This is a genomic window from Leisingera sp. McT4-56 (assembly GCF_020514995.1).
Classification (GTDB): domain Bacteria; phylum Pseudomonadota; class Alphaproteobacteria; order Rhodobacterales; family Rhodobacteraceae; genus Leisingera; species Leisingera aquaemixtae_A.
In genome coordinates this window covers 429328-451402 of the sequence record NZ_JAJALF010000001.1, presented here as the reverse complement: position 1 = coordinate 451402, position 22075 = coordinate 429328, and the positions used below count along the sequence as shown (strand labels likewise).

At 64.1% G+C, this 22075-nt stretch carries 25 protein-coding genes; 14 read left to right on the top strand and 11 right to left on the bottom strand.

Going from position 1 to position 22075, the window contains the following annotated elements:
* Nucleotides 1–2: 2 nt before the first annotated feature.
* The gene (locus tag LHL23_RS02155; RefSeq protein WP_226428630.1) at nt 3–422 is read right to left on the bottom strand and encodes a cupin domain-containing protein; all 420 of its coding nucleotides are present in this window, start codon (nt 420–422) and stop codon (nt 3–5) included.
* A gap of 57 nt (nt 423–479) precedes the next feature.
* Between LHL23_RS02155 and LHL23_RS02150 the strand changes: the two genes are divergently transcribed.
* Together LHL23_RS02150 and LHL23_RS02145 are read left to right on the top strand one after the other, a co-directional pair.
* Entirely contained in the window at nt 480–1898 is a 1419-nt protein-coding gene (locus LHL23_RS02150) for a protein adenylyltransferase SelO (protein ID WP_226428629.1), read from the top strand.
* 153 nt (nt 1899–2051) lie between these two features.
* Nucleotides 2052–2756 (top strand): endonuclease/exonuclease/phosphatase family protein, encoded by a 705-nt coding sequence (locus LHL23_RS02145; RefSeq protein ID WP_226428628.1) that lies wholly within the window; start codon nt 2052–2054, stop codon nt 2754–2756.
* Nucleotides 2757–2989: 233 nt separating this feature from the next.
* On the opposite strand, the gene LHL23_RS02140 is transcribed toward LHL23_RS02145, so the two are convergent.
* The gene (locus tag LHL23_RS02140; RefSeq protein WP_226428627.1) at nt 2990–4309 is read right to left on the bottom strand and encodes a DEAD/DEAH box helicase; all 1320 of its coding nucleotides are present in this window, start codon (nt 4307–4309) and stop codon (nt 2990–2992) included.
* A 352-nt stretch (nt 4310–4661) separates the two neighbouring features.
* On the opposite strand from LHL23_RS02140, the gene LHL23_RS02135 reads away from it, so the two are divergent.
* Nucleotides 4662–5075, top strand: coding sequence for a Fur family transcriptional regulator (locus tag LHL23_RS02135; protein WP_222475325.1), 414 nt, complete (start codon nt 4662–4664; stop codon nt 5073–5075).
* A gap of 24 nt (nt 5076–5099) precedes the next feature.
* Here LHL23_RS02135 and LHL23_RS02130 read toward each other — a convergent pair whose 3' ends face one another.
* A complete protein-coding gene (locus tag LHL23_RS02130) occupies nt 5100–5663 on the bottom strand; it encodes a hypothetical protein (RefSeq protein ID WP_226428626.1) in 564 nt (187 codons plus the stop codon).
* Nucleotides 5664–5922: 259 nt separating this feature from the next.
* Between LHL23_RS02130 and LHL23_RS02125 the strand changes: the two genes are divergently transcribed.
* The 3 genes from LHL23_RS02125 to LHL23_RS02115 all read left to right on the top strand — a co-directional run bounded on the left by LHL23_RS02125 (nt 5923) and on the right by LHL23_RS02115 (nt 8879).
* Nucleotides 5923–6816, top strand: coding sequence for a DMT family transporter (locus tag LHL23_RS02125; protein ID WP_226428625.1), 894 nt, complete (start codon nt 5923–5925; stop codon nt 6814–6816).
* 173 nt (nt 6817–6989) lie between these two features.
* On the top strand, nt 6990–8264 hold the full coding sequence (gene eno, locus LHL23_RS02120; protein ID WP_222475328.1) for a phosphopyruvate hydratase: 1275 nt from the start codon (nt 6990–6992) through the stop codon (nt 8262–8264).
* Between the two features lie 162 nt (nt 8265–8426).
* Nucleotides 8427–8879, top strand: coding sequence for an MEKHLA domain-containing protein (locus tag LHL23_RS02115; protein WP_226428624.1), 453 nt, complete (start codon nt 8427–8429; stop codon nt 8877–8879).
* Between the two features lie 359 nt (nt 8880–9238).
* On the opposite strand, the gene LHL23_RS02110 is transcribed toward LHL23_RS02115, so the two are convergent.
* The 3 genes from LHL23_RS02110 to LHL23_RS02100 form a co-directional block, all read right to left on the bottom strand.
* Nucleotides 9239–9514: a glycine zipper 2TM domain-containing protein gene (locus LHL23_RS02110; RefSeq protein ID WP_222475330.1), complete on the bottom strand. Its 276-nt coding sequence runs from the start codon at nt 9512–9514 to the stop codon at nt 9239–9241.
* Nucleotides 9515–9754: 240 nt separating this feature from the next.
* A complete protein-coding gene (locus LHL23_RS02105; RefSeq protein ID WP_222475332.1) occupies nt 9755–10204 on the bottom strand; it encodes a GNAT family N-acetyltransferase in 450 nt (149 codons plus the stop codon).
* The gene (locus LHL23_RS02100) at nt 10201–11142 is read right to left on the bottom strand and encodes a nucleoside hydrolase (protein ID WP_226428623.1); all 942 of its coding nucleotides are present in this window, start codon (nt 11140–11142) and stop codon (nt 10201–10203) included. The genes LHL23_RS02105 and LHL23_RS02100 overlap by 4 nt, the downstream gene beginning before the upstream one ends.
* Nucleotides 11143–11409: 267 nt before the next feature.
* Between LHL23_RS02100 and LHL23_RS02095 the strand changes: the two genes are divergently transcribed.
* On the top strand, nt 11410–11964 hold the full coding sequence (locus LHL23_RS02095) for a hypothetical protein (RefSeq protein ID WP_226428622.1): 555 nt from the start codon (nt 11410–11412) through the stop codon (nt 11962–11964).
* A gap of 75 nt (nt 11965–12039) precedes the next feature.
* Here the strand turns inward: LHL23_RS02095 and mazG are convergent, their stop codons facing one another.
* The gene (gene mazG, locus LHL23_RS02090; protein WP_226428621.1) at nt 12040–12855 is read right to left on the bottom strand and encodes a nucleoside triphosphate pyrophosphohydrolase; all 816 of its coding nucleotides are present in this window, start codon (nt 12853–12855) and stop codon (nt 12040–12042) included.
* 63 nt (nt 12856–12918) lie between these two features.
* On the opposite strand from mazG, the gene LHL23_RS02085 reads away from it, so the two are divergent.
* From LHL23_RS02085 to LHL23_RS02070, 4 genes are all read left to right on the top strand, one after another.
* Nucleotides 12919–14085, top strand: coding sequence for a M20 aminoacylase family protein (locus tag LHL23_RS02085; RefSeq protein WP_226428620.1), 1167 nt, complete (start codon nt 12919–12921; stop codon nt 14083–14085).
* A 151-nt stretch (nt 14086–14236) separates the two neighbouring features.
* Entirely contained in the window at nt 14237–15184 is a 948-nt protein-coding gene (gene speB / locus LHL23_RS02080) for an agmatinase (protein ID WP_226428619.1), read from the top strand.
* Between the two features lie 72 nt (nt 15185–15256).
* Nucleotides 15257–15697: a DUF1499 domain-containing protein gene (locus LHL23_RS02075; protein ID WP_226428618.1), complete on the top strand. Its 441-nt coding sequence runs from the start codon at nt 15257–15259 to the stop codon at nt 15695–15697.
* A 351-nt stretch (nt 15698–16048) separates the two neighbouring features.
* Nucleotides 16049–16252, top strand: a complete 204-nt coding sequence (locus tag LHL23_RS02070; RefSeq protein ID WP_222475341.1) for a hypothetical protein — start codon at nt 16049–16051, stop codon at nt 16250–16252.
* 201 nt (nt 16253–16453) lie between these two features.
* Here LHL23_RS02070 and LHL23_RS02065 read toward each other — a convergent pair whose 3' ends face one another.
* Nucleotides 16454–16753 carry a hypothetical protein gene (locus LHL23_RS02065; protein WP_222475342.1) on the bottom strand — a complete coding sequence of 100 codons (300 nt, stop codon included), beginning with the start codon at nt 16751–16753 and terminating at the stop codon, nt 16454–16456.
* A gap of 60 nt (nt 16754–16813) precedes the next feature.
* Here LHL23_RS02065 and prfA point away from each other — a divergent pair, with 60 nt between their 5' ends.
* The 3 genes from prfA to LHL23_RS02050 all read left to right on the top strand — a co-directional run bounded on the left by prfA (nt 16814) and on the right by LHL23_RS02050 (nt 19605).
* Entirely contained in the window at nt 16814–17869 is a 1056-nt protein-coding gene (gene prfA, locus LHL23_RS02060; RefSeq protein ID WP_226428617.1) for a peptide chain release factor 1, read from the top strand.
* A gap of 2 nt (nt 17870–17871) precedes the next feature.
* On the top strand, nt 17872–18723 hold the full coding sequence (prmC, locus tag LHL23_RS02055; RefSeq protein ID WP_226428616.1) for a peptide chain release factor N(5)-glutamine methyltransferase: 852 nt from the start codon (nt 17872–17874) through the stop codon (nt 18721–18723).
* Nucleotides 18724–18936: 213 nt separating this feature from the next.
* Nucleotides 18937–19605 carry a DUF4167 domain-containing protein gene (locus LHL23_RS02050; RefSeq protein ID WP_226428615.1) on the top strand — a complete coding sequence of 223 codons (669 nt, stop codon included), beginning with the start codon at nt 18937–18939 and terminating at the stop codon, nt 19603–19605.
* 99 nt (nt 19606–19704) lie between these two features.
* Here the strand turns inward: LHL23_RS02050 and LHL23_RS02045 are convergent, their stop codons facing one another.
* The 3 genes from LHL23_RS02045 to rsmA form a co-directional block, all read right to left on the bottom strand.
* Nucleotides 19705–20244, bottom strand: a complete 540-nt coding sequence (locus tag LHL23_RS02045; protein WP_226428614.1) for a GNAT family N-acetyltransferase — start codon at nt 20242–20244, stop codon at nt 19705–19707.
* A 94-nt stretch (nt 20245–20338) separates the two neighbouring features.
* On the bottom strand, nt 20339–21118 hold the full coding sequence (locus tag LHL23_RS02040) for a pyridoxine 5'-phosphate synthase (RefSeq protein WP_226428613.1): 780 nt from the start codon (nt 21116–21118) through the stop codon (nt 20339–20341).
* Between the two features lie 37 nt (nt 21119–21155).
* Entirely contained in the window at nt 21156–21998 is an 843-nt protein-coding gene (rsmA, locus tag LHL23_RS02035) for a 16S rRNA (adenine(1518)-N(6)/adenine(1519)-N(6))-dimethyltransferase RsmA (RefSeq protein WP_226428612.1), read from the bottom strand.
* Between the last annotated feature and the right edge of the window lie 77 nt (nt 21999–22075).

Below are 22075 nucleotides of genomic sequence, written 5' to 3'. Positions count from 1 at the left end.
GCTCAGCCGCGCGGGATGTCGAAGCCCGGAGCGGCCAGTTCAAACCCGTCAAACTCGAAGCCCGGCGACACCGTGCAGCTGACCAGCGTGTAGTCCCCGGTGCTGCGGGCGGCCTGCCAGTGGCCCTGTGGCACGATCAGCTGCGGTGCGCCTTTGGCCAGGTCCGGGGTCAGCAGGTGGTCCTGCGCCGGGCCTTCGCCGGTGGCCGCCAGCGACAGCACCAGCGGCGCGCCGGCATGGTAGAGCCAGATCTCGGTGGCATCCACACGGTGCCAGTGGCTGGCCTCGCCCGCCTTCAAAAGGAAGTAAATACAGGTGCCTGTGGGGCGGCCCTCATTCTCCGCGCGCCAGGTTTCCTTGTACCAGCCGCCCTCCGGATGCTGCTGCAGTCCCAGGTGCTGGATGATCTGATCTGCGTCCATTGCTGCTCTCCCTTTATTGGTGCTGGTAAATCTCTATCCCAGTCATATGTTTGGGCCATGACACTCACGATCCCCTTTGACAACACCTATGCCGCCCTGCCGGGGCAGTTCTACTCCAAACTGCCGCCGCAGGCGGTGAAGGCGCCGCGGCTGGCGGCGTTCAACGAGGACCTGGCGCGGATCATGGGGATCACACCCGGTGAGGCCGGGGAGATGGCAGAGGTGTTCGGCGGCAATCAGGTGCCTGAGGGGGCTGATCCGCTGGCGCAGCTTTATTCCGGGCATCAGTTCGGCACGTACAATCCGCAGCTGGGCGACGGGCGCGCGATCCTGCTGGGGGAGACGGTGGGCACGGACGGCAAGCGCCGGGATATCCAGCTGAAGGGCTCCGGCCGCACGCCCTATTCGCGGAACGGCGACGGGCGGGCCTGGCTGGGACCGGTGCTGCGCGAATATGTGGTGAGCGAGGCGATGCACAGCTTAGGCATCCCGACCACCCGGGCGCTGGCGGCGGTGGAGACCGGCGAGACCGTCTGGCGCGAGGGCGGCCTGCCCGGTGCGGTGCTGACCCGGGTGGCGGCGAGCCATCTGCGGGTGGGGACCTTCCAGGTGTTTGCCGCACGCGGCGACAAGGCGAGCCTGCAGCGGCTGACAGAATATGCCATTGCGCGCCATTATCCGGATGCGGACGGGCCGATGGGGCTGCTCAGTGCGGTGCGTGATGCGCAGTCGGAGCTGATTGCCGCCTGGATGGCGGTGGGCTTCATCCACGGCGTGATGAACACCGACAATTTCTCGATCTCCGGCGAGACCATCGATTATGGCCCGTGCGCCTTCATGGATGTTTATCACCCACATACGGTGTTTTCCTCGATCGACCGGGGGCGGCGCTATGCCTATGCCAACCAGCCCACGATTGCGGTCTGGAACCTGGCGCAGCTGGCGACCGCGCTGATCCAGCAGATGGACGACCCGCAGGCGGGAGTCGAGGAGGCGACGGAGATCGTGCATGCGATGCCCACGCTGACCGAAGCGGCCTGGCTGCGGCGGTTCCGGGCCAAGCTGGGAATCACAACAGAGCGGGACGGCGATCAGGAGCTGATCACCGCGTTGTTGGGCAGGATGGCGGAGAACCAAAGCGATTTCACCAACACCTTCCGTGCCCTTGCCGGTGGCTCGGCGCGGGATCAGTTCACCGATCCGGCGGCTTTTGACACCTGGGAGCAGGATTGGCAGGCGCGGCTGGAGGGAGAGCCCGATCCCGTAACGGTGGTGCGCGCTGCGAACCCGGCCTTCATTCCGCGCAACCACCGGATCGAAGAGATGATTGCAGGCGCGGTGGCCGGCGACTATGCGCTGTTCCACCGGCTGAGCGCGGTGCTGGCCACCCCGTACGAGGACCAGCCGGAGCACAGCGATCTGCAGCACCCGCCGCTGCCGGAGGAAGTGGTGCAGGCGACCTTCTGCGGCACCTGATCCGGTTATTCGGCCCAGGATATCCTCAAGGGTGACTGGAGCCACTGGCTTAAGAGGAGGCAGGCGGCCCGCCCATTCGCAGCCTGCGGCGTGTTGCTGGTTGTGCTCAGGGCGTGATCTGGCCACACTTGCGGCAGGACCCGGGACAAGCAGATGCCAAAGACACCCCCACCGGACTCGCTGCGGATTGCCACCTACAACATCCAGAAATGCGTCGGCCTGGACCTGCGCCGGCGGCCGGAGCGCATTTTGCAGGTGCTGGCCGGGCTGAAGGCGGATGTGGCCGTGCTGCAGGAAGCCGACAAGCGGCTGCCGCCGCGCCCGGCCGCGCTGCCGCATTTTCTGGTCGAGGAGACCGGCTGGCGGGCCGCCGATCTGGGCGGCGCGGGGTCGCTGGGCTGGCATGGCAACGCGGTGCTGTACCGCAACGGGGTGCAGTTGCGGGCCAAGGGCCATATCGCGCTGCCGGGGCTGGAGCCGCGCGGAGCGGTCTGGGTGGAGCTGGAGACCGCACTGGGCCCGGTGCGGGTGATCGGCGCCCACCTGGGGCTGACAGGGCGGGCACGGCGCGAACAAATGCATGCGCTGGCGCGGGCAGCCAAGCGCGATGACGCGGCGGTGGTGCTGGCGGGGGATTTCAATGAATGGTCGCGCACCCCGGTGCTTGAGCACATCGCCCCGGCGCTGACCTTTCTGCCGCCGCGGCCCAGCTTTCCGGCGCTGCGGCCCCTCGGGGCGCTGGACCGGATTGCCCATTGCAACCGGCTGAAGGCGGCGGCGCACGGGGTGCATGGGGGGCGGCCTGCGCATATCGCCTCCGACCATCTGCCGGTCTGGGCGGATTTGCGGGCGGTATAAAGGGCAGAGGTCTCCCGCGCCCGAAGGGGCTTCAGGCTGCGCCAGAGGCCCCTTGGCGGGCTTGGGCAGGGCGCTGCTGCGCAGCGCGGAATTTTTTCTGCTGAGAGGCGCCTAAGGGCAGGTGTGCCCTTAGGCGCCAATTCGAGTGTAAATTGTGCTGATCCGCGTCAAGGATGAACAGCGCTGGCGCGCTGCGGCTCTGCCGTCCTTGACCCGGAGCAGCACGGGCAGAGTTAGCGTGCGCGCTGCTTCTGGCCGCGGCGCTGGGCGTTGCCGGGCTTGCCGCCCTGGGGTTTGCCCTGGCTGCTGTTGCCAGCGCTGCCGCCGCCACGGCGGCGCTGGCCGCCGGGTTTGCCGCCGCGGCGCCCGCCGCCGGGACGGCCGCCCGGTTTGCCTACGGGGGCTGCCGGATCGGGCATCGCTTCCCAGGGGCGGCCGGAGGCGACGGGGATGGAGAGCTTCATCACCTTTTGGATCGCCTTCAGATCGTCCATCTCATCCGGGGCGCAGAAGGCGACGGCCTGGCCGTCCTTGCCCGCGCGCGCGGTGCGGCCGATGCGGTGGACATAAGCGTCCGGCACATTGGGCAGCTCGTAGTTGTAGACGTATTTCACGTCCGGGATATCCAGGCCGCGGGCCGCCACGTCAGTGGCGACCAGCACCTTGATTTCGCCTTCCTTGAAGGCCGCGAGGGCACGCTCGCGCTGGCCCTGGCTTTTGTTGCCGTGGATCGCGGCGGCCGAGAAGCCCGCCTTGTCCAGCGTTTTCATCAGCTTTTCCATGCCCCATTTGGTGCGGCCGAACACCAGCGTGCGCTCATCCTTGTGCTGGTCCAGCAGTTCCTTCAGCAGGTCCAGCTTGGCGGCCTTGGCGATGAAATGCACCGACTGGGTGATCTTGTCGGCAGCCTTGCCCGGAGGCGATACCTCGATCCGGACCGGGCTTTGCAGGTAGGAGTTTGCGATCTCGTTCATCTGCTTGGGCATGGTGGCCGAGAACAGCATGGTCTGGCGTTCCGCGGGGATCAGCGCCGCGATCTTGCGCAGCGTATGGATGAAGCCCAGGTCCAGCATCTGGTCGGCCTCGTCGAGCACCAGGAAGTCGCAGGAGCCGAGGTCCAGCGCGCCGCGGTCGAGGATGTCGATCAAGCGGCCGGGGGTGGCGACCAGGATGTCGGTGCCCTTGGCGATGCGGGCGATCTGCGGGTTGATGGAGACGCCGCCGACCACCAGGCCGACTTTCATCGGGGTGCCTTCGGTAAGGCCCTCGAGGGTATCGGCGATCTGGTTGGCCAGTTCGCGGGTCGGCGCCAGCACCAGGCCGCGCACGGTCATCGCGGCGGGCTTGCGGCCGTATTCCAGCATCCGCGCCACCAGCGGCACGCCGAAGGCGGCGGTTTTGCCGGTGCCGGTCTGTGCCAGGCCCAGCACGTCCTTGCCATTGAGGGCATGGGGAATGGCGCGGGCCTGGATCGGGGTGGGGTCGTTGAGACCCATGTCCTTGAGGCGTGCGAGGAGCTTCTCAGGCAGGCCCATGGTCGAAAATTCAGTCACATTCATATCCTTGTGCGGCCAAGCAAATTGCACAGGCCGGTGCCGCGGATCAGAGCCGCGGATGGGGTGGGGCAGGGGCCTCAGACGGGCGCTGGCCGGATGCCAGGCCGCTGGCCTCTGCAATCCCCACGCGTGATCTTGGGAATGGCGGCATATCACTAGACCCCGGATCATTGGTTGTGCGCAGGGTGCGCGTCCGGTCTTTGGCCTCTGCTCACGCGGCAGGGAGGGATGCCTGGGCGCCAAATGGCTGTGGATAAGCCGTTTGTCAACCTTTGATACGGGTGAAAAGCCTGTTTTCGCCGCAGAATGCATCCGTTAAAGAGAAAGGCCAGAAAACCGCGAGGAAGAGATGCAAAGAACGATTATCGCCCGCTGCGAAGCCAAGGGGCTGCGCATGACCGGCCAGCGCCGGGTGATCGCCCAGGTGCTGCAGGACAGCGATGATCACCCGGATGTCGAGGAACTCTATGCCCGCGCCAGCGCGAAGGATGCCGGGATTTCGATTGCCACCGTCTACCGCACCGTGAAGCTGTTCGAGGAGGCGGGCATTCTGGAGCGGCTGGAGTTCGGAGACGGGCGCGCGCGCTATGAGGATGCCGAGCGCGAGCATCACGACCACCTGATCGACATGAACACCGGCGAGGTGATCGAGTTCTGCGACCCGGAGATTGAAGAACTGCAGGAGCGGATCGCCCGCAAGCTGGGCTATGAGCTTCGCGGGCATAGGCTGGAACTTTATGGGGTGCCAGCCAAAAAGGTCTGAACCCGCCGCAAAAAAAAAGCGGGGCTACAGCTTGGCTTCGCCTTTGATCTGCACCGTGATCTTATAGGATTTCATCAGTTTCATTTGCTGCGCCAAATAGGCGGCATTGCCTGCGTAGCGCAGCTTGAACCCTCTGACGGTTTTCTTCTTGGGCAGCCAGTCCCAGCGGAAATCATAGACATCATTCACCGTCCCGTCGAATTCGAACGTCTTGCCCTTGGGGGTCAGATTGCCGGAAAGGGACGCTTGATACAGGGTTCTGGCCAGGTCGCGGTTCTTGACGAAGAAGATCGTCGCGTTCTTCAGCTTGACCGGCTTCTTGTGCTTGGCCGCAATCTGGCGCAGTTCCGCGCTGTTCAGGATGGCCTGCGAGATTTTTGATTTTACCCCGTGGCTGATGTTCCCCTTGCCATCAATGGAGCGTTTCATGTGCTCATAGGCGATAGGATAGCTCTTGTTTTCCGCCTTGTTGGCATCATGCATGGCCGCCTTGACCTCATCCACAGCGGACTTGCCCAACTCGTCGATCGCCTTCTCGGCGTCCTTGGCGGTTTTGATCAGTGAATTCAGCGGGTCGAAGTCTGGCATCTGGGTGTCTCCTGCTGGATATGGAAACGGAAAACGGTGCAAAATGCGGTGCGGTGCGGCGAAAACCCGGGACACTGCCGGGATGCCGCGGCTGTAACCGGGAGCCGCCATTCCTTAACATATATCAGAAGTCTTGATGGTCACCGTAACGACTTGTCATAGCAGGGGGGCGGAAACGGAGTTGCCCGCACCGGGGCACTGATGTTTTTTGCCCGGATGGCCTGGCGTGCTGCCGGTCTGTAGTACGGGACGCGCGAACATGAACAACCTGCACGGCATTCTGCTGGTCATCGCCTCAATGGCGGCCTTCACGCTTGAAGACATGTTCATCAAGCAGCTGTCCGGTACCTTGCCCGTCGGGCAGATCCTGATCTGCCTTGGCCTTGGCAGCGGGCTGGTCTTTGCAGTGATGGCCAAGATGCAGGGGCACAATCTGTTTGCACCGCGGTCCTGGCGGCTGCGCCCCGTTCTGCGCGCGGGGACAGAAGCGGTGTCGGCAATGGGCTTTGCCTCGGCGCTGGCGCTGGTCGACATCTCGGTTGTGGCAGCCGTGTTTCAGGCGACGCCACTGGTGATCACCATGGGTGCTGCGCTGTTTCTGGGGGAACAAGTCGGCTGGCGGCGCTGGCTGGCGATCTGCGTCGGTTTTGCCGGTGTGCTGCTGATCATCCGGCCGGGGCTGGACAGTTTTGAGCCTGCCGCGCTTCTGGTGGTGATCGCGGTGCTGGGGGTGGCCACACGGGATCTGATGACGCGGGTGATGGACAGCGCGGTGCCCTCTACCGTTGTCAGCTTCCAGGCATTTCTGGCGGTTGTTCCCGCGGGCCTGCTGCTGCTGGCCTTTACCCCTGGCGAGGCGCAGGTGATGGAGCAGAATGAGTACCTGATGATGGCAGGCGGCGTGCTGTTCGGGGTGCTGGGCTATTACGGCATCGTCACCGCGATGCGGGTGGGGGATGCCTCGGCGGTGACGCCGTTCCGCTATACCCGGCTGCTGTTCTCGATCCTGGCGGGCGTGCTGGTCTTTGGCGAGCGTCCAGATACGCTGACGCTGACGGGGGCTGCGCTGATTATCGGGTCGGGGCTATACACCTTTGTGCGCGAGCAACGGTTGGCGCGGCGGGCACGCCGGGCGGCAGCGGCTGCGGCCTGACGTCCCGCCTGGCGGAAATCCTCTGACCTGTTGGCGCAAACAGCGTCTTGTTAGCCCTAACCTGCCGGTTTTAGGTGTGTTAGCGATAACGATGACGGTTTACATTTCCGCCGCGGCTGGTATGACGCTGGCAGCAAAACGCGCCGCTTTCAGGCCCAACCAAGGATGGACAGATGAGCACCATTATCGACATTCACGCCCGTGAAATCCTCGACAGCCGGGGTAACCCGACGGTCGAGGTCGACGTGATCCTGGAAGACGGCACCATGGGCCGTGCTGCCGTGCCCTCCGGCGCCTCGACCGGCGCCTATGAGGCGGTGGAGAAGCGCGACGGCGACAAGTCCCGTTACATGGGCAAGGGCGTGCTGGAAGCGGTTGCCGCGGTGAACGGCGAGATTGCCGAGGAGCTGGTGGGCTTTGATGCGACCGAGCAGGTCGCGGTCGATCAGGCGATGATCGAGCTGGACGGCACCGAGAACAAGGGCCGCCTGGGCGCCAACGCCATTCTGGGCGTGTCGATGGCGGTGGCCAAGGCAGCCGCCGATTTCACCACCCAGCCGCTCTACCGCTATATCGGCGGCACTTCGGCCCGGGTTCTGCCGGTGCCGATGATGAACATCATCAACGGCGGCGAGCATGCCGACAACCCGATCGACATTCAGGAATTCATGATCATGCCGGTGGCCGCGGACAACATCCGCGAAGCAGTGCGCATGGGGTCGGAGGTGTTCCACACCCTGAAGAAAGAGCTGTCGGCAGCGGGCCTCAGCACCGGGATCGGCGACGAGGGCGGCTTTGCCCCCAACATCGGTTCCTCCCGCGAGGCGCTGGACTTCATCCTGAAATCGATCGAGAAAGCAGGCTACAAGCCCGGCGAAGAGATTTACCTGGCACTCGATTGCGCCGCGACCGAGTACTACAAGGACGGTAAATATGTCCTGGCGGGCGAGGGCAAGTCCCTGACCTCCGAGGAAAACGCTGACTACCTGGCGGCGTTGGTCAATGACTATCCGATCATCTCCATTGAAGACGGCATGTCGGAAGACGACTGGGACGGCTGGAAGCTGCTGACCGACAAGATCGGCAACTCCGTTCAGCTGGTGGGCGACGATCTGTTTGTGACCAACCCGGCGCGTCTGGCCGAGGGCATCGAACGCGGTGTGGCGAACTCGATGCTGGTGAAGGTGAACCAGATCGGCTCCCTGACCGAGACCCTGAAGGCGGTCGATATGGCGCACCGCGCGCGCTACACCAACGTGATGTCGCACCGCTCAGGCGAGACCGAGGACGCCACCATTGCCGACCTGGCGGTTGCCACCAACTGCGGCCAGATCAAGACCGGCTCGCTGGCGCGCTCGGACCGGCTTGCGAAATACAACCAGCTGATCCGGATCGAGGAAGCGCTGGGCGAAGTGGCCGAATACGCGGGCCGTTCGATCCTGAAGTAAGGCCGCAGGCCAAAAGATTGACGGGAAAAACTGTCGGAAAGCCTCGCCTGACTGGCGGGGCTTTTACCTTTTACTTCCAGCCGGTTCGCACGCGAAGCGGCTGGAAGTAAAAGGGAGGGCAGTCTAATGCTCCTTTGAGGAAATTCTTCAGAGGCATTAGAGATGCAGGCACCCGGACCGGAAAACCGCTTTCAAATTGCGCATGCGGAGCTGTTGATGCAGTGCTTTGCGCAGGTGACAGGCCGGTCGCTGCTGAACGGGGCGGATGCCGAAGCGCTTTATCACGCGCCATTCCCTGTCTTGTCGCATAACACCGCAGCCGACCCGGTGCTGACCTACGGCAACCTGGCGGCGCAGGAGCTGTGGGAGATGAGTTGGGAGCAGCTGACGGCGATGCCCTCGCGGCTGACAGCTGAACCCGCGCATCGCGGCCAGCGCGACGCGATGTTTGCAGAGATGCGCGCCAAGGGCTTTATCGAGAACTACCAGGGTGTGCGGATCAGCGCCTCCGGGCGGCGGTTCGAGATCCGCAACGCGGTGATCTGGCCGCTGGTGGGGCGGGACGGGGCCAAGCTGGGTGAGGCGGCAACCTTCCGGGATTACACGTTTATCTGACCTGCCTGCCCGACCTTTATCTTCCGGAAGTTGCATGTGTGGCCCGGATCACAGACGTTCACGCGGGCGTCATGCTAGATTGATCTTACGCGGCACGATGCGTGCAGCGGGAAAGGGGATCAGGCCATGACGACGCGGGTTTTGCGCACAGTGGCACTCTGTGCAGTTCTTTCGGCACTTTGGGGATGCAGCGGACCGGGAACCTATCCGTTCAGCGGCGAGGCTGCTTCACCGGATGATCCGGTTAAACGGTTAAATCTCGGTGCCGAACTGCGCTGATGACGGGGATGCGGCCTGACAACATGCTGCATCCGGAGATCTGGCGCCCTGTTCGGGGGAGGGCGCCAGATTGAATTCACTTAACACGGGGCGGTGTAATAGGTGCCGTCGCCGCGGGAGTATGCGCACTGCTTGGACTGGTTGTTTTGCGCAACCATGGTGCCGGCAGCTGCACCGCCAAGGGCTGCGATCAGGCGCCAGTCATCATCGGCCTTGAGCGCGTCGGCGGCGATCAGACCAGCGGCGGCGCCGCCTGCCACACCGGCAACGGTGCGCTGTTCCGGGGTCATGTTGGTACAGGCGCCCAGGCCCAGTACGGCGGAACTTGCAAGAGCAGGGATCCAGCGGAAAGTCATGTAGTATCTCCATTTTCAGGTCCAGGGCGGCCGGTTTGCGGGCCGCAGACGGGACTATAACGCCAGCTTCAGGGGGATGGTTCCGCAATTTTTGCATTGCCCCCTGCCGCAGGCGCAGACTTGCCTGACAGGGTTGCCGGGCGGCGGTGTTCCGCCGGGGGGGACCAGCAGCGGTATAAGAAGGCAAGCAACGGAAGCGGTCCGGCGGTTATATTACTGCCGGGCCGCTTTGCAGCGGCGTTACAGCCCCTTGGTCATCAGGATGTAATTCTTGCGCGGCTGGAAACGGGTGCGCAGGTAGAGCCGCTGGGCGGTTTCGTTTTCCCGGTCGACTTCCAGATGCAGGGCGCGCATGCCGGCCGTGGCCAGCGATTTCGGCAGTTCGGTCAGCACTTCGGTGGCGATGCCGCGGCCGCGCACGGCAGGGCGGATGTAGAGCTCATCGACAAAGCCGTCCATGCCGCCGAATTCCACCGACCAGCCGAAGGTGATCACGATATAGCCGATCGGGGCGCGGGTGGGGCCGATCAGGTAGACGGCGCCGTAAGGGTGGCCGTTCAGCAAAGGCTCGATGCCGGCGCGGCGGTGCTCGTCGCTGCTGTCCAGCCCGGACTCGGCGTGGAAGGCGGCGACCAGCGGCAGAACCGTGTCCAGGTGTTCGGGTTTGGCGAGATGCAGGGCGGCGCTCATAGGCGGGCAAGCCTTTCGGTCAGAAGTTTGAAGAAGCCGTCCGCGTCCGCGTCGCCGATGAAAAGGGCATTGGGCTTGCGGTCCGTGACGCCCCACCAGTCGGCGACGGTCATGCCGAGGGTGAGGGCGGAGGAGGTTTCGATTTCCACGTTCACATGGCGGCCGGAGAAGAGCGCTGGCTGCAGCAGCCAGGCGATGACGCAGGGGTCATGCAGCGGGCCGCCCTCGGAGCCGTACTTTTCCACGTCGAAGCGCTCGAAGAAGTCGAGCATTTCGGCGGTGAAATGGCCCACCCGGCTGTCCAGCGCGCGGATCGCCTCGACGCGCGGCTTGGTGGCCAGCACCTTGTGCGTCACATCGAGCGGCATCATGGTGATCGTCGCGCCGGATCTGAACACGATTTCAGCGGCTTCCGGGTCGACGTAGATGTTGAATTCAGCTGCCGGTGTGATGTTGCCGACTTCGAAATAGGCGCCGCCCATCATCACGATTTCCTGCACCCGGTCGATGATGTCCGGGGCGGTGTTGAAGGCGGCGGCGATGTTGGTGAGCGGCCCCAGCGCGCAGAGCGTGACGGAGCCAGGCGCATGACTGCGCAGGGTGTCGATGATGAAATCCACGCCGTGGCCCCCCGCCAGCGGCATCTGCGGCTCCCACAGCTCCGGCCCGTCGAGGCCGGTCTGGCCGTGCACATGCTCGGCGGTGATCAGCGGGCGGGCAAGCGGCGCCTTGCTGCCGGCGTAGACGGGCACGTCCGTCTTGCCTGCCGCTTCGCAGACGATGCGGGCGTTCTTGCTGGTCAGCGGAAGCGGCACATTGCCGGCCACACAGGTGATGCCAAGCAGCTCGAGTTCTTCCGGGCTGGCCAGCGCCAGCAGAATGGCGACGGCATCATCCTGGCCCGGATCAGTGTCGATGATGATTTTCCTGGCGCTCATGGGGGCCTCCGGTAGTCATGAGCCACGAGACTACGCGCAGTTGCGCCGGGATTGAACCACTGCCGCGCAGGTCTGCGCAAATTTCACCGGATTTTCTGCGGCGGAGGTTTGCTGCTGTTGCGTTTGCTTCCTATAGTTGCCTGACACAGCGTCACGGGCGGGATGGCCGGCTGGCGCAGGCGGTGATTTTTCAGCCCGGATCGCGGGCGTTATTGGTACGGCGTTGTTTGGCCGGAAACACATTGATTTGCATGGGGAAAGCGAGAGATGCCCAAAGAGCCCAAGGTTGTCGGCGATATTCTGAAGGACAAGAAAATGACCGCCGCCTACATGGATTACTGCAAGCGGCGCTATTGCCTGAACGAGTTCATGTTCACCCAGAATAAGGGAAATCCGGAATCGTTGTGGACCCGCTACATGGACCAGAAGAAGGGCAAGGAGCCGGTCAACATCACCTCGAAAACCCATCTTGCCGCCAAGGCGCTGGCCGACAAGGGCGACTTCAAGAGCGGCGATTGGAAGAAGATCATTGCGACCGGCAAGGATGAGGTCGTGAAGATGCTGAACAAGGATGTGATGGGGTTCACCGGCAGCGACGAATACAAGAAATACGTCGCTGAAAACGGCATGGGCGATCCCAAGAAGGCGGCCAAGCTGCTGGGCATCACTGACGTGAAGAAGCTGAAAGACGTGATGGTCAACGTCGCGGTCGATGACAAGAAGACCGCTGAAAAGCTTTGGAAAGAGCTGATGAAGAAGGAAAAGATCATCGAGGATTACAAGGCGATGTCCTCGGCGTTGAAAAAGGCGAGCCTGGTCTGATCCCGAATCCGGCGGACCCCGGCGGCAGGGCCGCCGGGGCTTGAGTATTTGGGGAAAGATGAAGGAGGGCTGTGCTTAGGCGCGCTCGTCAGCTTTCACCTGGTCCCAGAGCGCGTCCATTTCCGCCAGGTCGCTGTCCTCGGGGCGTTTGCCGCGGGCGGCAAGCTTGGCTTCGACGCCTTCGAACCGGCGGGTGAATTTGGCGTTGGCGGCGCGCAGGGCAGCCTCAGGTTCAACGCCGAGGTGGCGGCCCAAATTGGCCATCACGAACAGAAGGTCGCCGAATTCTTCCTCGACCTCTGCGTGGGACAGGCTGTCGCGGGCCTCGACCAATTCGGCGCATTCCTCGGTGATCTTAGCGATGACATTGCTGGCCGAAGGCCAGTCGAAGCCGACCCGCGCAGCGCGTTTCTGCAGTTTGTAGGCGCGCAAAAGGGCGGGCAGGCCAATGGCGACGCCGTCCAGCGTGCCCTGTTGCGCCTTGCCGGCGCGCTCGGCGGCCTTGATCGCCTCCCAGTCCCGGGTCTGCTGTTCCGCGGATTTGTCGCGGGATTCATCCCCGAAGACATGCGGGTGGCGGGAGACCATTTTTTCCGACATGGTCCGAACCACGTCCTGGAAGGTGAAGTGGCCCGCTTCCTTTGCCATCTGGGCGTGGAAGACGGATTGGAACAGTAGGTCGCCCAGTTCCCCCTTCAGTTCGTCCCAGGCCTCGCGTTCGATGGCGTCGGCAACTTCATACGCCTCTTCAATGGTGTAGGGGGCGATGGTGGCGAAATCCTGTTCGATGTCCCAGGGGCAGCCGGTTTGCGGGTCGCGCAGGCGCGCCATGATTTCCAGCAGGCGCTCGATGCCTGCGGATCGGTCGTGGATCAGGTCTGTTTCTTGCATTGCGGCTGCTCTTTTTCCGGTGTCAGATGCATCATCCCGAGTCTGGAGCAGGAGTCCACCCCGATGCCCGTAGTGAACCGTATTGCCGATTATGCCGAGGAGATGAAGGCCTGGCGGCGGCATCTGCACCAGATCCCGGAACTGGCGCTGGACCTGCCCAAGACGGCGGCCTTCGTGGCAGAGCGGCTGCGGGAGTTCGGGGTTGATGAACTGCATGAAGGCATCGCGCAGACCGGAATGGTGGCGATCATCAACGGGCAGGGAGAGGGGTCGACGATTGGCCTGCGCGCCGATATGGACGCTCTGCCGATCCCGGAGGAAACCGGGGTGGAATACGCGTCCGGCCATGCCGGCAACATGCATGCCTGCGGCCATGACGGCCACACCACTATGCTGCTGGGGGCGGCGAAGTACCTGGCGGAAACGCGCAATTTCCAGGGCCGGGTCGCGCTGATCTTCCAGCCGGCCGAGGAAGCCATTGGCGGCGCCCGGATCATGGTCGAGGAAGGCATCATGGAGCGGTTTGATATCGGCGAGGTCTATGCGCTGCACAATGCGCCGGGCCTGCCGGAGGGGCATTTCCTGACCACGCCGGGCGCCTTGATGGCGGCTGTGGATACCTTCCATATCCATGTCCAGGGCTTGGGCGGCCATGGGGCGATGCCGCATGAAACCCGCGATCCGGTGATGGCGGCCTGCGGAATGGCGCAGGCGATCCAGACCATCGTCAGCCGCAATCACCACACGCTGGAGGATCTGGTGGTTTCAGTCACCCAGATTCACACCGGCACCGTCGACAACGTGATCCCGGACACCGCCTATATCAACGGCACTGTGCGGACCTTTAACCCCGAAGTGCAAAAGATGGTGATGCGGCGGATGAAGGAGATCGTGGCAGGGCAGGCCGCCAGCTATGGGGTCGAGGCGGAACTGGAGTATGAGGTCGGCTATCCGGCGACGTTCAACGATGCGGAAAAGACTGGCTTTGCAGTGGAAGTTGCCAAGGAAATTTCCGGCGATGCCAATGTGCAGGCGGACGGCGGCCGGGAAATGGGGGCAGAGGATTTTGCCTATATGCTGCAGGTGCGGCCCGGATCCTACCTGTTTTTGGGGCAGGGCAACAGCGCCGGGCTGCATCATCCGAAGTATGACTTCAACGACGAGATCGCGCCGGTGGGGGCATCCTTCTTTGCCCGGCTGGTGGAGAGGGCGCAGCCGTTGAACGGCTAGCGCTGCAGCACGGGCGCGGCGCGTCTGCACCACTCCCGCAGGCGGAGCCGCGGCGGCGGTCTCCGCCCTTTGACACGGGCGGCGCAGGTGCTATTGCCGGGACATGCGGCGGCGGAGCTTTTCCGCCTACTTTGCTGGAACGTGAGAGACTATGACTGACTTCAATCAACCGATCAGCGGTAACGACCTGGCGCGGTTTTCCGGGCCGAACACCTTTATGCGGCTGCCGCAGGCAACCTCGCTGGATGGTTTGGATGTGGCAGTGCTGGGCGTGCCGATGGATATCGGCACCTCCTGGCGGTCCGGCACGCGGTTCGGGCCCAAGCAGATCCGTTCCGAGAGTGCGATGCTGCGGCCCTACAACATGGCGACCGGGGCGGCGCCGTTCGACGGCCTGAACATTGCCGACATCGGCGATCTGGCGATCAACACGTTTTCGCTGCCGGATTCGCTCCGGATCATCGAAGATAGCTATGATGCGATCCTGTCGGGCGGAGTGATCCCGGTGGCGATGGGCGGCGATCATTCGATCACGCTGCCGATCCTGCGCGCGATTGCCAAGAAATACGGCCCCGTGGCGCTGGTGCATGTGGATGCCCATGCCGATGTGAACGACGAGATGTTCGGCGAGCGCGAGACTCATGGCACCGTGTTCCGCCGCGCCTATGAGGAAGGGCTGATCGTTCCGGACAAGACCTATCAGATCGGCATCCGCGGCACCGGCTATGCCGCCAATGACTTCGCCGAGGCGCAGGGCTGGGGATTTCAGCACTTCCCGGCGCAGGAGCTTTGGGGGCGGCAGCTGCACCAGATGGGTGCGGAAATTCGCCGCGATATCGGCAATAGGCCGGTCTATGTTTCCTATGATATCGATAGTCTTGACCCGGCCTATGCGCCGGGCACCGGCACGCCGGAAATCGGCGGGCTGACAACGCCGCAGGCGCTGGAGCTGATCCGGTCGCTGAAGGGGGTCAACATCGTGGGCTGCGACCTGGTGGAGGTGTCGCCGCCTTATGACCCCTCGGGCAACACCGCCCTGGTGGGCGCCAACCTGCTCTATGAGCTGTTGTGCGTACTGCCGGGCGTGGCAACAAGATAAGCGGTCCGGCCTGAGCGTTAGGCCGGGGGAGGGCCGCGCAGGGAGGAGGCAAGGGTTGACCTTGAAACCGCAATGAAGCGGCTGATGCTGCTGGGCTGGCTGCTGCTGGCCGCCATTGTCACCGGGCTGGGGTTCATCCGCCTGGCGCCGAGCGACCCGCTGGACTGGAATACCCAGCCGGAGCTGAGCGAAGACAAGGAATTCCGCGGCGGCGTGTTCCGGGTGGTGCGGACCGGGCCGGACGGGCTGGAACGTTTCCACCGCATCGCCAGCCATGCGCCGCGCACCAGCGTGCTGGCGGGCGGGCCTGCGGACGGAATGGTGACCTATATCACCCGCACCCAGGTTCTGGGCTTTCCCGACTACACCACCGCGGCGCAGGACGGCGATCTGCTGAAGGTCTATGCCCGGCTGCGGTTCGGTCGCTCCGACCTGGGCGCCAACAAGGAGCGGATCAACGGCTGGCTGGCAGAAATGGCGCAGGCGCCGCAAGAGGCCTCCGCCAGCGAGTAACCGTGCGGGCGGGGTCTCGCCTGTTCGCAGGCTTTTGCTGAGAAGCGCTTCAGGTGCAGGGCTGCCCCTGAAGGCGCATTTCCGATTGTGTTTGTTTCTGCCGCGTCAAGGGCAAGCCGCGCGTGCCGCGCGGTGGCCGCGCCACCCTTGACCCGGCAGCGCTTTGTGAAATCATTGAAGGATGAAGAAAGCGCAAGGGCGGAAACAACTGGAAGGAATGCCCGTCCGTCTGATGAGGGGCCGGATCGGCTTTTCCTGATTTCCATGCTGGCGGCGGAATCCCGGCTCAGCTCCGGGCCGGACAAGTCAGCCGCCTGCCGGAGTGAACCCGGCTAAGGAGGGAGGTGCCTTTTGGAGAGTATTGCGGTTCTCGATCTTGGTGATGGGCGAAGGATACACTGCAAGGGGCTTGAGGAGGCAACGTCCAAATGGGCCCAGAACTACTCTGGCATCGAAGAGGCGACCATCGACGTTTTCTTTAAGGTCGGGCTGGGCAGTGTTGTGGTGACGTACCGCTACGACGGCGAGGCAGAAAAATGGGTGAAGGCCAAATAGGAACGTGCGGCCGCCTGATCGTCGAGCGGCCTGCAATGGTAATTGAACTAAGAGTAATACAGGCCGCTCTCTCCCGTGCCTAATCCCTCAAAAGGATAACGGGATGCCAAGGGAGATAGGGCGGCAATGGGATGTTTCCAGCACCGGAGGGCTTTCTGCCCGCCTTACCTGTGTTGGTGCGGGGGGCTGGGGTCTGCCAGATCAGAGCTGCGGCATGTCTGATGGCACGCCGGACATGCCCGGCAGCGGTTCCAGCGACGCCGACAGGCAGCTGCTTTGCACTTCGCGCCACATCGGCACGTTCAGCGACATCTGGCATTGCGCCATGAACATGCGCCCGTCGACCTGCAGGCAGCGCAGCTCGCCCAGCTCAACCCGGGCGCCGGACTTGTCGGTGCAGTAGCAGTCGATGGTCTTGCCGCCCGGTCCCTTCACGTCTGCCAGCCCCGCGCCGGGCAGGGTGAGGAGGATTGTGGCAATAAGGGCTCTGGCATGTCGCATGGCTCTAGCATATCACATGGGGGTCACTTGGCCAAAACATGAACAACAATAGGCGCACCTATGGTCCCCGAAGAACGGCTGGAACAGATCCTGCAGCGGTTTCAGTATCTTGAAGCCGCAATGGCGGATGGCGCCGGGGGCGGCGATATTGCAGCACTGGCCAAGGAATATTCCGACCTGCGGCCGGTGGCGGAACAGGTGACGGCCTACCGCAAGCTGCTGGGCGATCTGGAAGAGGCCGAGCTGATGCTGGCGGATCCGGACATGAAGGATCTGGCCGAAGAGGAGATCCCGGCGCTGAAGGCCGCGATACCGGAAGCCGAGCAGGCCTTGCAGCTGGCGCTGTTGCCCAAGGACGCGGCGGACAGCCGCCCGGCGATGCTGGAGATCCGCCCCGGTACGGGTGGCGATGAGGCGGCGCTGTTTGCCGGCGACCTGCTGCGGATGTACCAGCGCTATGCCGAGGGGCAGGGCTGGAAGTTCGACATCATCGAGGAGCAGATGACCGAGCTGGGCGGCATCAAGGAGGTGGTGGCCCATATCAAGGGCGACAATGTCTTTGCCCGTCTGAAGTATGAATCCGGCGTGCACCGGGTTCAACGGGTGCCGGCCACCGAAAGCGGCGGGCGCATCCATACCTCGGCCGCCACCGTGGCGGTGCTGCCGGAGGCGGAGGATGTCGACATCCACATTGACGCAAATGACATCCGCATCGACACCATGCGCGCCTCGGGGGCTGGCGGGCAGCATGTGAACACCACCGACTCCGCCGTGCGTATCACCCACCTGCCGACCGGTCTGATCGTGACATCCTCGGAGAAATCCCAGCACCGCAACCGCGAGATCGCCATGCAGGTGCTGAAGACCCGGCTTTATGACCTGGAGCGGCAGCGGATAGACAGCGAGCGGTCGGCGGACCGTGCCAGCCAGGTGGGCTCCGGCGACCGTTCGGAGCGCATCCGCACCTATAATTTTCCGCAGGGCCGCATGACCGATCACCGCATCAACCTGACGCTATACAAGCTGGATCAGGTGATGGGCGGCGATCTGGACGAGATTATCGATGCGCTGACCGCGGACAACCAGGCGCGGCTGCTGACTGAGATGGGGCAATAAGCATGGCAGAGACCGCGGCACAGGCAATGGCGGCAGCAACGGCACGGCTGCGTGCGGCAGGGGTGCCGGATCCGGCGCGGGATGCGCGTGTGCTGCTGGCCCATGCAGCACGGATCGAGGCCAGCCGGGTGACGCTGATCGCGCCCGAGGAGCTGGCGACCGAAGTGGCGGAACGCTATGAGCAGCTGATTGCCCTGCGCGCGGTGCGGGTGCCGGTGTCGCATCTGATCGGCGAGCGGGAGTTCTACGGGCGCCGCTTCAAGGTGTCGCGCGATGTGCTGGACCCGCGCCCGGAGACCGAGATCCTGATTGAGGCGGCGCTGGCGGAGCCGTATGAGCGGGTGCTGGATCTGGGCGTCGGCTCCGGCTGCATTCTGGTGACGCTGCTGGCCGAACGGCAGGAGGCCACCGGGCTGGGAGTCGACATCAGCGAGGCGGCGTGCCTGCAGGCCAGCGCCAATGCGGTGCTGCACCGGGTCGAGGCGCGCGCCGATATCCGGCAGTCAGACTGGTTCGAGGCCGTCGAGGGGACGTTCGATCTGATCGTGTCGAATCCGCCCTATATCGCGCTCGACGAGATGGAAGGACTCTCCGCAGAGGTGCGCGGGCATGAGCCGGGCATTGCTCTGACAGATGGCGGTGACGGGCTGGGTGCCTACCGGCAGATCGCTGCCCGCGCCGCGCAGCACCTCGCGCCGGGCGGGCGGCTGCTGCTGGAAATCGGCCCGACGCAAGGTCAAGCAGTCAGCGCGCTGCTGGAGGCCGCGGGTTTGAGCGGCATCGCGGTGTTGCCGGACCTGGACGGGCGCGACCGGGTGGTGCGGGCGCATTCCCCCTCAAATTGCGGATTTTAGCGCGAACAGCTGCGGATTCGGCAGAAAAAACACAGAAAATTTCATTGTCCCCCTTGTCTGTGATCTCGTAACATGGTTACTCAAGATGAGCCGTATGAGGAGAACGCTTTTCAAGCCTTCCCACGGCATCAAGCCCAAAAAAGCTAACGATCCGGCGCTGAGGCGCGCTGCAAAGGGTCAACGGCGCATTAACTCAAGGCTTATGATAGGCATATGAGATCGTCCAAATCACGTTCACGCTCCAAGTCGAACCGGAACCGCCCGAATGGCGCCAATGTGGTCAACCGGGTGTTCGACAGCTCCGGCCCCGAAGGCAAGGTGCGCGGAACCCCGCAGCAGATCATCGACAAGTACAACCAGCTGGCCCGCGATGCGCAGCTGGGCAATGACCGCGTTGCAGCAGAGAACTTCCAGCAGCACGCAGAGCACTATCTGCGGATGCTGAACGAGGCGCAGCGCGAAATCGAGGCGCGCCGCGAGGAGCAGGAACGCCAGAACCGCGAGCGCCAGGCCGAGCGCGACCGCGAGCGCGCCGAGCGGCTGGAGCGCCAGGAGCGCGAGGCGGCGGCCTCTGCGCCGGCAGACAGCGACCCGGCCAGCGCGCCGCAGCCCGAGGTGATTGATCCGCGCGGCGATAATGGCAACGGCCAGGACAGCGGGTTGGTTGAGACGCCGGAGAGCCAGAGCGCGGCTGCGCCGGAGACCGGCGATGACGCAGCCCCGAAGAAGGCCCCGGCCCGTAAACCCCGCACCCGCAAGCCTGCGGCCAAGGCAGAAGACGCGGGCGAGAGCGGCGAGGCGGCAGCGCCAAAGAAGCCCAGCCGCGCGCGGGCCAAGCCCAAGCCAAAGGCGGAGGAAGGCCCGGCGGAAGCAGCTGAATAAGCTTGTGCCACAAGCGTCAAAAATGAACCCCCGGTGCCAACGGCCCCGGGGGTTTTTACTGGATGAGGCCTGGAGCGGGCCGCCAGCGTACCGCGGGACTTACCAGTAAACCGGGTTGTCCAGAGCCGGGACGCAGTGCGCGCGGCCGCGCAAGGGCGTCAGCTCCGCGCCTTTCAGGGATTGTGCCTGCCAGCCTTCGGGGTGGCTGAGAGGCTGGGGGGCTGCGGCCTGTGCCTCGGTGATCTGCTGGAAGCCAACCTTGCAGTAATAGGCGGGATCGCCATAGGTGACGGCGGCATCTGCGCCGTGACCGCGCATTGCGTTCAGCCCGTGCGAAATAAGTTCCTGCCCGATGCCTTGACCCTGCCGCTGTGTCTGAACGGCGACGGGAGACAGGATGAATACTGTGCGGCTGTCCTGATCGTAGCGGAGCCGGGTGAACAGGATGCTGCCTGCAAGGCTGCCGCCGTCCAGGGCTGAAAACGCAAACAGATCCCCGGCGGCAGTCGTAGCAAACATCTCCTGTACCAAGCTGGCGATGAGATCGCCTTCGCTTTTGCCCTCCGAAGCGGCAAAGACGGACCGGAAGAGACCGGTGATCTCCGGGATACGGTCTTTGTAATCTTCGGCGAACTGCATCTGCGGCCCTTTCCACGGGGATTGACTGCCAACTTCGCAGGCACAATAGCCTGCCTGCGCAGATGGCAGTCAAGGTTCCGCGCTGAAAGGGCGTTCAGATCTCGTGGCCCAGAACCCGCAGGTAGCGGCGGACAGCCTCGGGGAATCCCAGCATCAGGGCGTCTGCCGTCAGGCCATGGCCGATAGAGACCTCGGCCAGATCGGGGACCGCCTGGCGCAGGCCGGGCAGGTTTTCAACCGTCAGGTCGTGGCCTGCATTCATCATCAGGCCGCTGCCCGATTTGCCGAGCGCGCGGGCGGCGTCTGCCGTCTGGCAGATGTTGTCCAACTCACGCGCTGTTGCATCAGGATCGGTCTGGTCAGCATAGGGGCCGGTGTAGAATTCGATGCGGTCGGCGCCCGCCTGCTGTGCAAGCGCCGGGTCGCCCGGGTTGGCGTCCACGAAGTAAGAGACCCGGATGCCAGCCGCCTTGAACTCCTGGGCGATGGGCAAAAGCATGTCTCCGTCGGCGGCAAAGTCCCAGCCGTGGTCGGAGGTGGATTGCTCCGGTGTATCCGGGACCAGCGTCACCTGATGCGGCTTGTTTTCCAGCACCAGGTCGATGAAGTGGCGGGTCGGGTAGCCCTCGATGTTGAACTCCGCCTGGGGGAATTCCTCCGCGATCAGCCGGGACAGCGCCGGCAGGTCGGAAAACCGGATGTGGCGCTCATCCGGGCGCGGATGCACGGTGATGCCGTGGGCACCTGCCTGCAGGATGGCGCGGGAGATGTCGATCAGGTCCGGCCACGGCACCTCGCGCCGGTTGCGCAGATAGGCGACCGCATTGACATTCACGGACAGGAGGGTCGGGCGCGAGGCAACTGCTTGGGTCATCTGAAACTTCAGGCTCCAACTGGGAAGGAAAATGGGTTCAGGCCTGGGCCAGTTCGCGGGCCAGAGCGCAGAAGGCTTCGAGGCTGACCTGTTCGGCGCGTTCGGTGGGCGGAATACCGGCGGCGGTCAGATGCGCCTCGATATCGGGAGAGATGCCCTTCAAGGAGGCGCGCAGCATCTTGCGGCGCTGGTTGAAGGCGGCCGCCACGACCCGCGACAGGATGGCGGCATCCGCCGGGAAGCGCGGCTCGGGCAGGGCGTCCAGATGCACGACGGCGCTGGACACCTTGGGCGGCGGGGTGAAGGCGCCGGGCGGCAGCGACAGCACGATGCGGGCGCCCGCCCGCCACTGGGCCAGGATTGCCAGGCGGCCATAGGCCTTGGTGCCGGGCTGGGCAACAATGCGCTCGGCCACTTCGCGCTGGAACATCAGGGTGAGGCTCTGCCAGAACGGCGGCCATTCCTTGGGAGTGAGCCAGCGCACCAGGAGTTCGGTGCCGACGTTGTAGGGCAGGTTGGCGGCGATGCGGATCGGCGGGGTCAGGTGTTCCAGCGGGTCGACTTCCAGCGCATCGCCGTTGATCACCTCAAAACGGCCCGGGTAGGCATCTGCGATCTCCTGCAGTGCGGGCAGGCAGCGGCTGTCCTTCTCCACTGCCAGAACGCGGCGGGCGCCTTCGGCCAGCAATCCGCGGGTCAGGCCACCCGGGCCGGGGCCGATTTCCAGCACGTCGCAGCCGGTCAGGTCGCCGGCCTGCCGCGCGATCTTTGCGGTGAGGTTCAGATCCAAGAGGAAGTTCTGGCCAAGCGACTTGCGCGCGGACAGCTGGTGCGTTGCGATCACTTCGCGCAAGGGGGGAAGGCTATCAATGGCGCTCATATGATCTGGACCCTGGAACATGGCGCGGGCGGCGCGCCGGAATTTTCATGCCTCCGGCGGGGATATTTCCGGCAAGA

Coding starts and splice junctions, on each gene's coding strand:
- eno (WP_222475328.1), top strand. CDS start 6,990: ATGAGCACCATTATCGACATTCACGCCCGTGAAATCCTCGACAGCCGG.
- LHL23_RS02145 (WP_226428628.1), top strand. CDS start 2,052: ATGCCAAAGACACCCCCACCGGACTCGCTGCGGATTGCCACCTACAAC.
- LHL23_RS02105 (WP_222475332.1), bottom strand. CDS start 10,204: ATGAGCGCCGCCCTGCATCTCGCCAAACCCGAACACCTGGACACGGTT.
- LHL23_RS02155 (WP_226428630.1), bottom strand. CDS start 422: ATGGACGCAGATCAGATCATCCAGCACCTGGGACTGCAGCAGCATCCG.
- LHL23_RS02115 (WP_226428624.1), top strand. CDS start 8,427: ATGCAGGCACCCGGACCGGAAAACCGCTTTCAAATTGCGCATGCGGAG.
- prmC (WP_226428616.1), top strand. CDS start 17,872: ATGGCAGAGACCGCGGCACAGGCAATGGCGGCAGCAACGGCACGGCTG.
- mazG (WP_226428621.1), bottom strand. CDS start 12,855: ATGCAAGAAACAGACCTGATCCACGACCGATCCGCAGGCATCGAGCGC.
- LHL23_RS02095 (WP_226428622.1), top strand. CDS start 11,410: ATGCCCAAAGAGCCCAAGGTTGTCGGCGATATTCTGAAGGACAAGAAA.
- LHL23_RS02125 (WP_226428625.1), top strand. CDS start 5,923: ATGAACAACCTGCACGGCATTCTGCTGGTCATCGCCTCAATGGCGGCC.
- speB (WP_226428619.1), top strand. CDS start 14,237: ATGACTGACTTCAATCAACCGATCAGCGGTAACGACCTGGCGCGGTTT.
- LHL23_RS02075 (WP_226428618.1), top strand. CDS start 15,257: ATGAAGCGGCTGATGCTGCTGGGCTGGCTGCTGCTGGCCGCCATTGTC.
- LHL23_RS02100 (WP_226428623.1), bottom strand. CDS start 11,142: ATGAGCGCCAGGAAAATCATCATCGACACTGATCCGGGCCAGGATGAT.
- LHL23_RS02130 (WP_226428626.1), bottom strand. CDS start 5,663: ATGCCAGACTTCGACCCGCTGAATTCACTGATCAAAACCGCCAAGGAC.
- LHL23_RS02065 (WP_222475342.1), bottom strand. CDS start 16,753: ATGCGACATGCCAGAGCCCTTATTGCCACAATCCTCCTCACCCTGCCC.
- LHL23_RS02135 (WP_222475325.1), top strand. CDS start 4,662: ATGCAAAGAACGATTATCGCCCGCTGCGAAGCCAAGGGGCTGCGCATG.
- rsmA (WP_226428612.1), bottom strand. CDS start 21,998: ATGAGCGCCATTGATAGCCTTCCCCCCTTGCGCGAAGTGATCGCAACG.
- LHL23_RS02085 (WP_226428620.1), top strand. CDS start 12,919: ATGCCCGTAGTGAACCGTATTGCCGATTATGCCGAGGAGATGAAGGCC.
- LHL23_RS02045 (WP_226428614.1), bottom strand. CDS start 20,244: ATGCAGTTCGCCGAAGATTACAAAGACCGTATCCCGGAGATCACCGGT.
- prfA (WP_226428617.1), top strand. CDS start 16,814: ATGGTCCCCGAAGAACGGCTGGAACAGATCCTGCAGCGGTTTCAGTAT.
- LHL23_RS02110 (WP_222475330.1), bottom strand. CDS start 9,514: ATGACTTTCCGCTGGATCCCTGCTCTTGCAAGTTCCGCCGTACTGGGC.
- LHL23_RS02050 (WP_226428615.1), top strand. CDS start 18,937: ATGAGATCGTCCAAATCACGTTCACGCTCCAAGTCGAACCGGAACCGC.
- LHL23_RS02040 (WP_226428613.1), bottom strand. CDS start 21,118: ATGACCCAAGCAGTTGCCTCGCGCCCGACCCTCCTGTCCGTGAATGTC.
- LHL23_RS02150 (WP_226428629.1), top strand. CDS start 480: ATGACACTCACGATCCCCTTTGACAACACCTATGCCGCCCTGCCGGGG.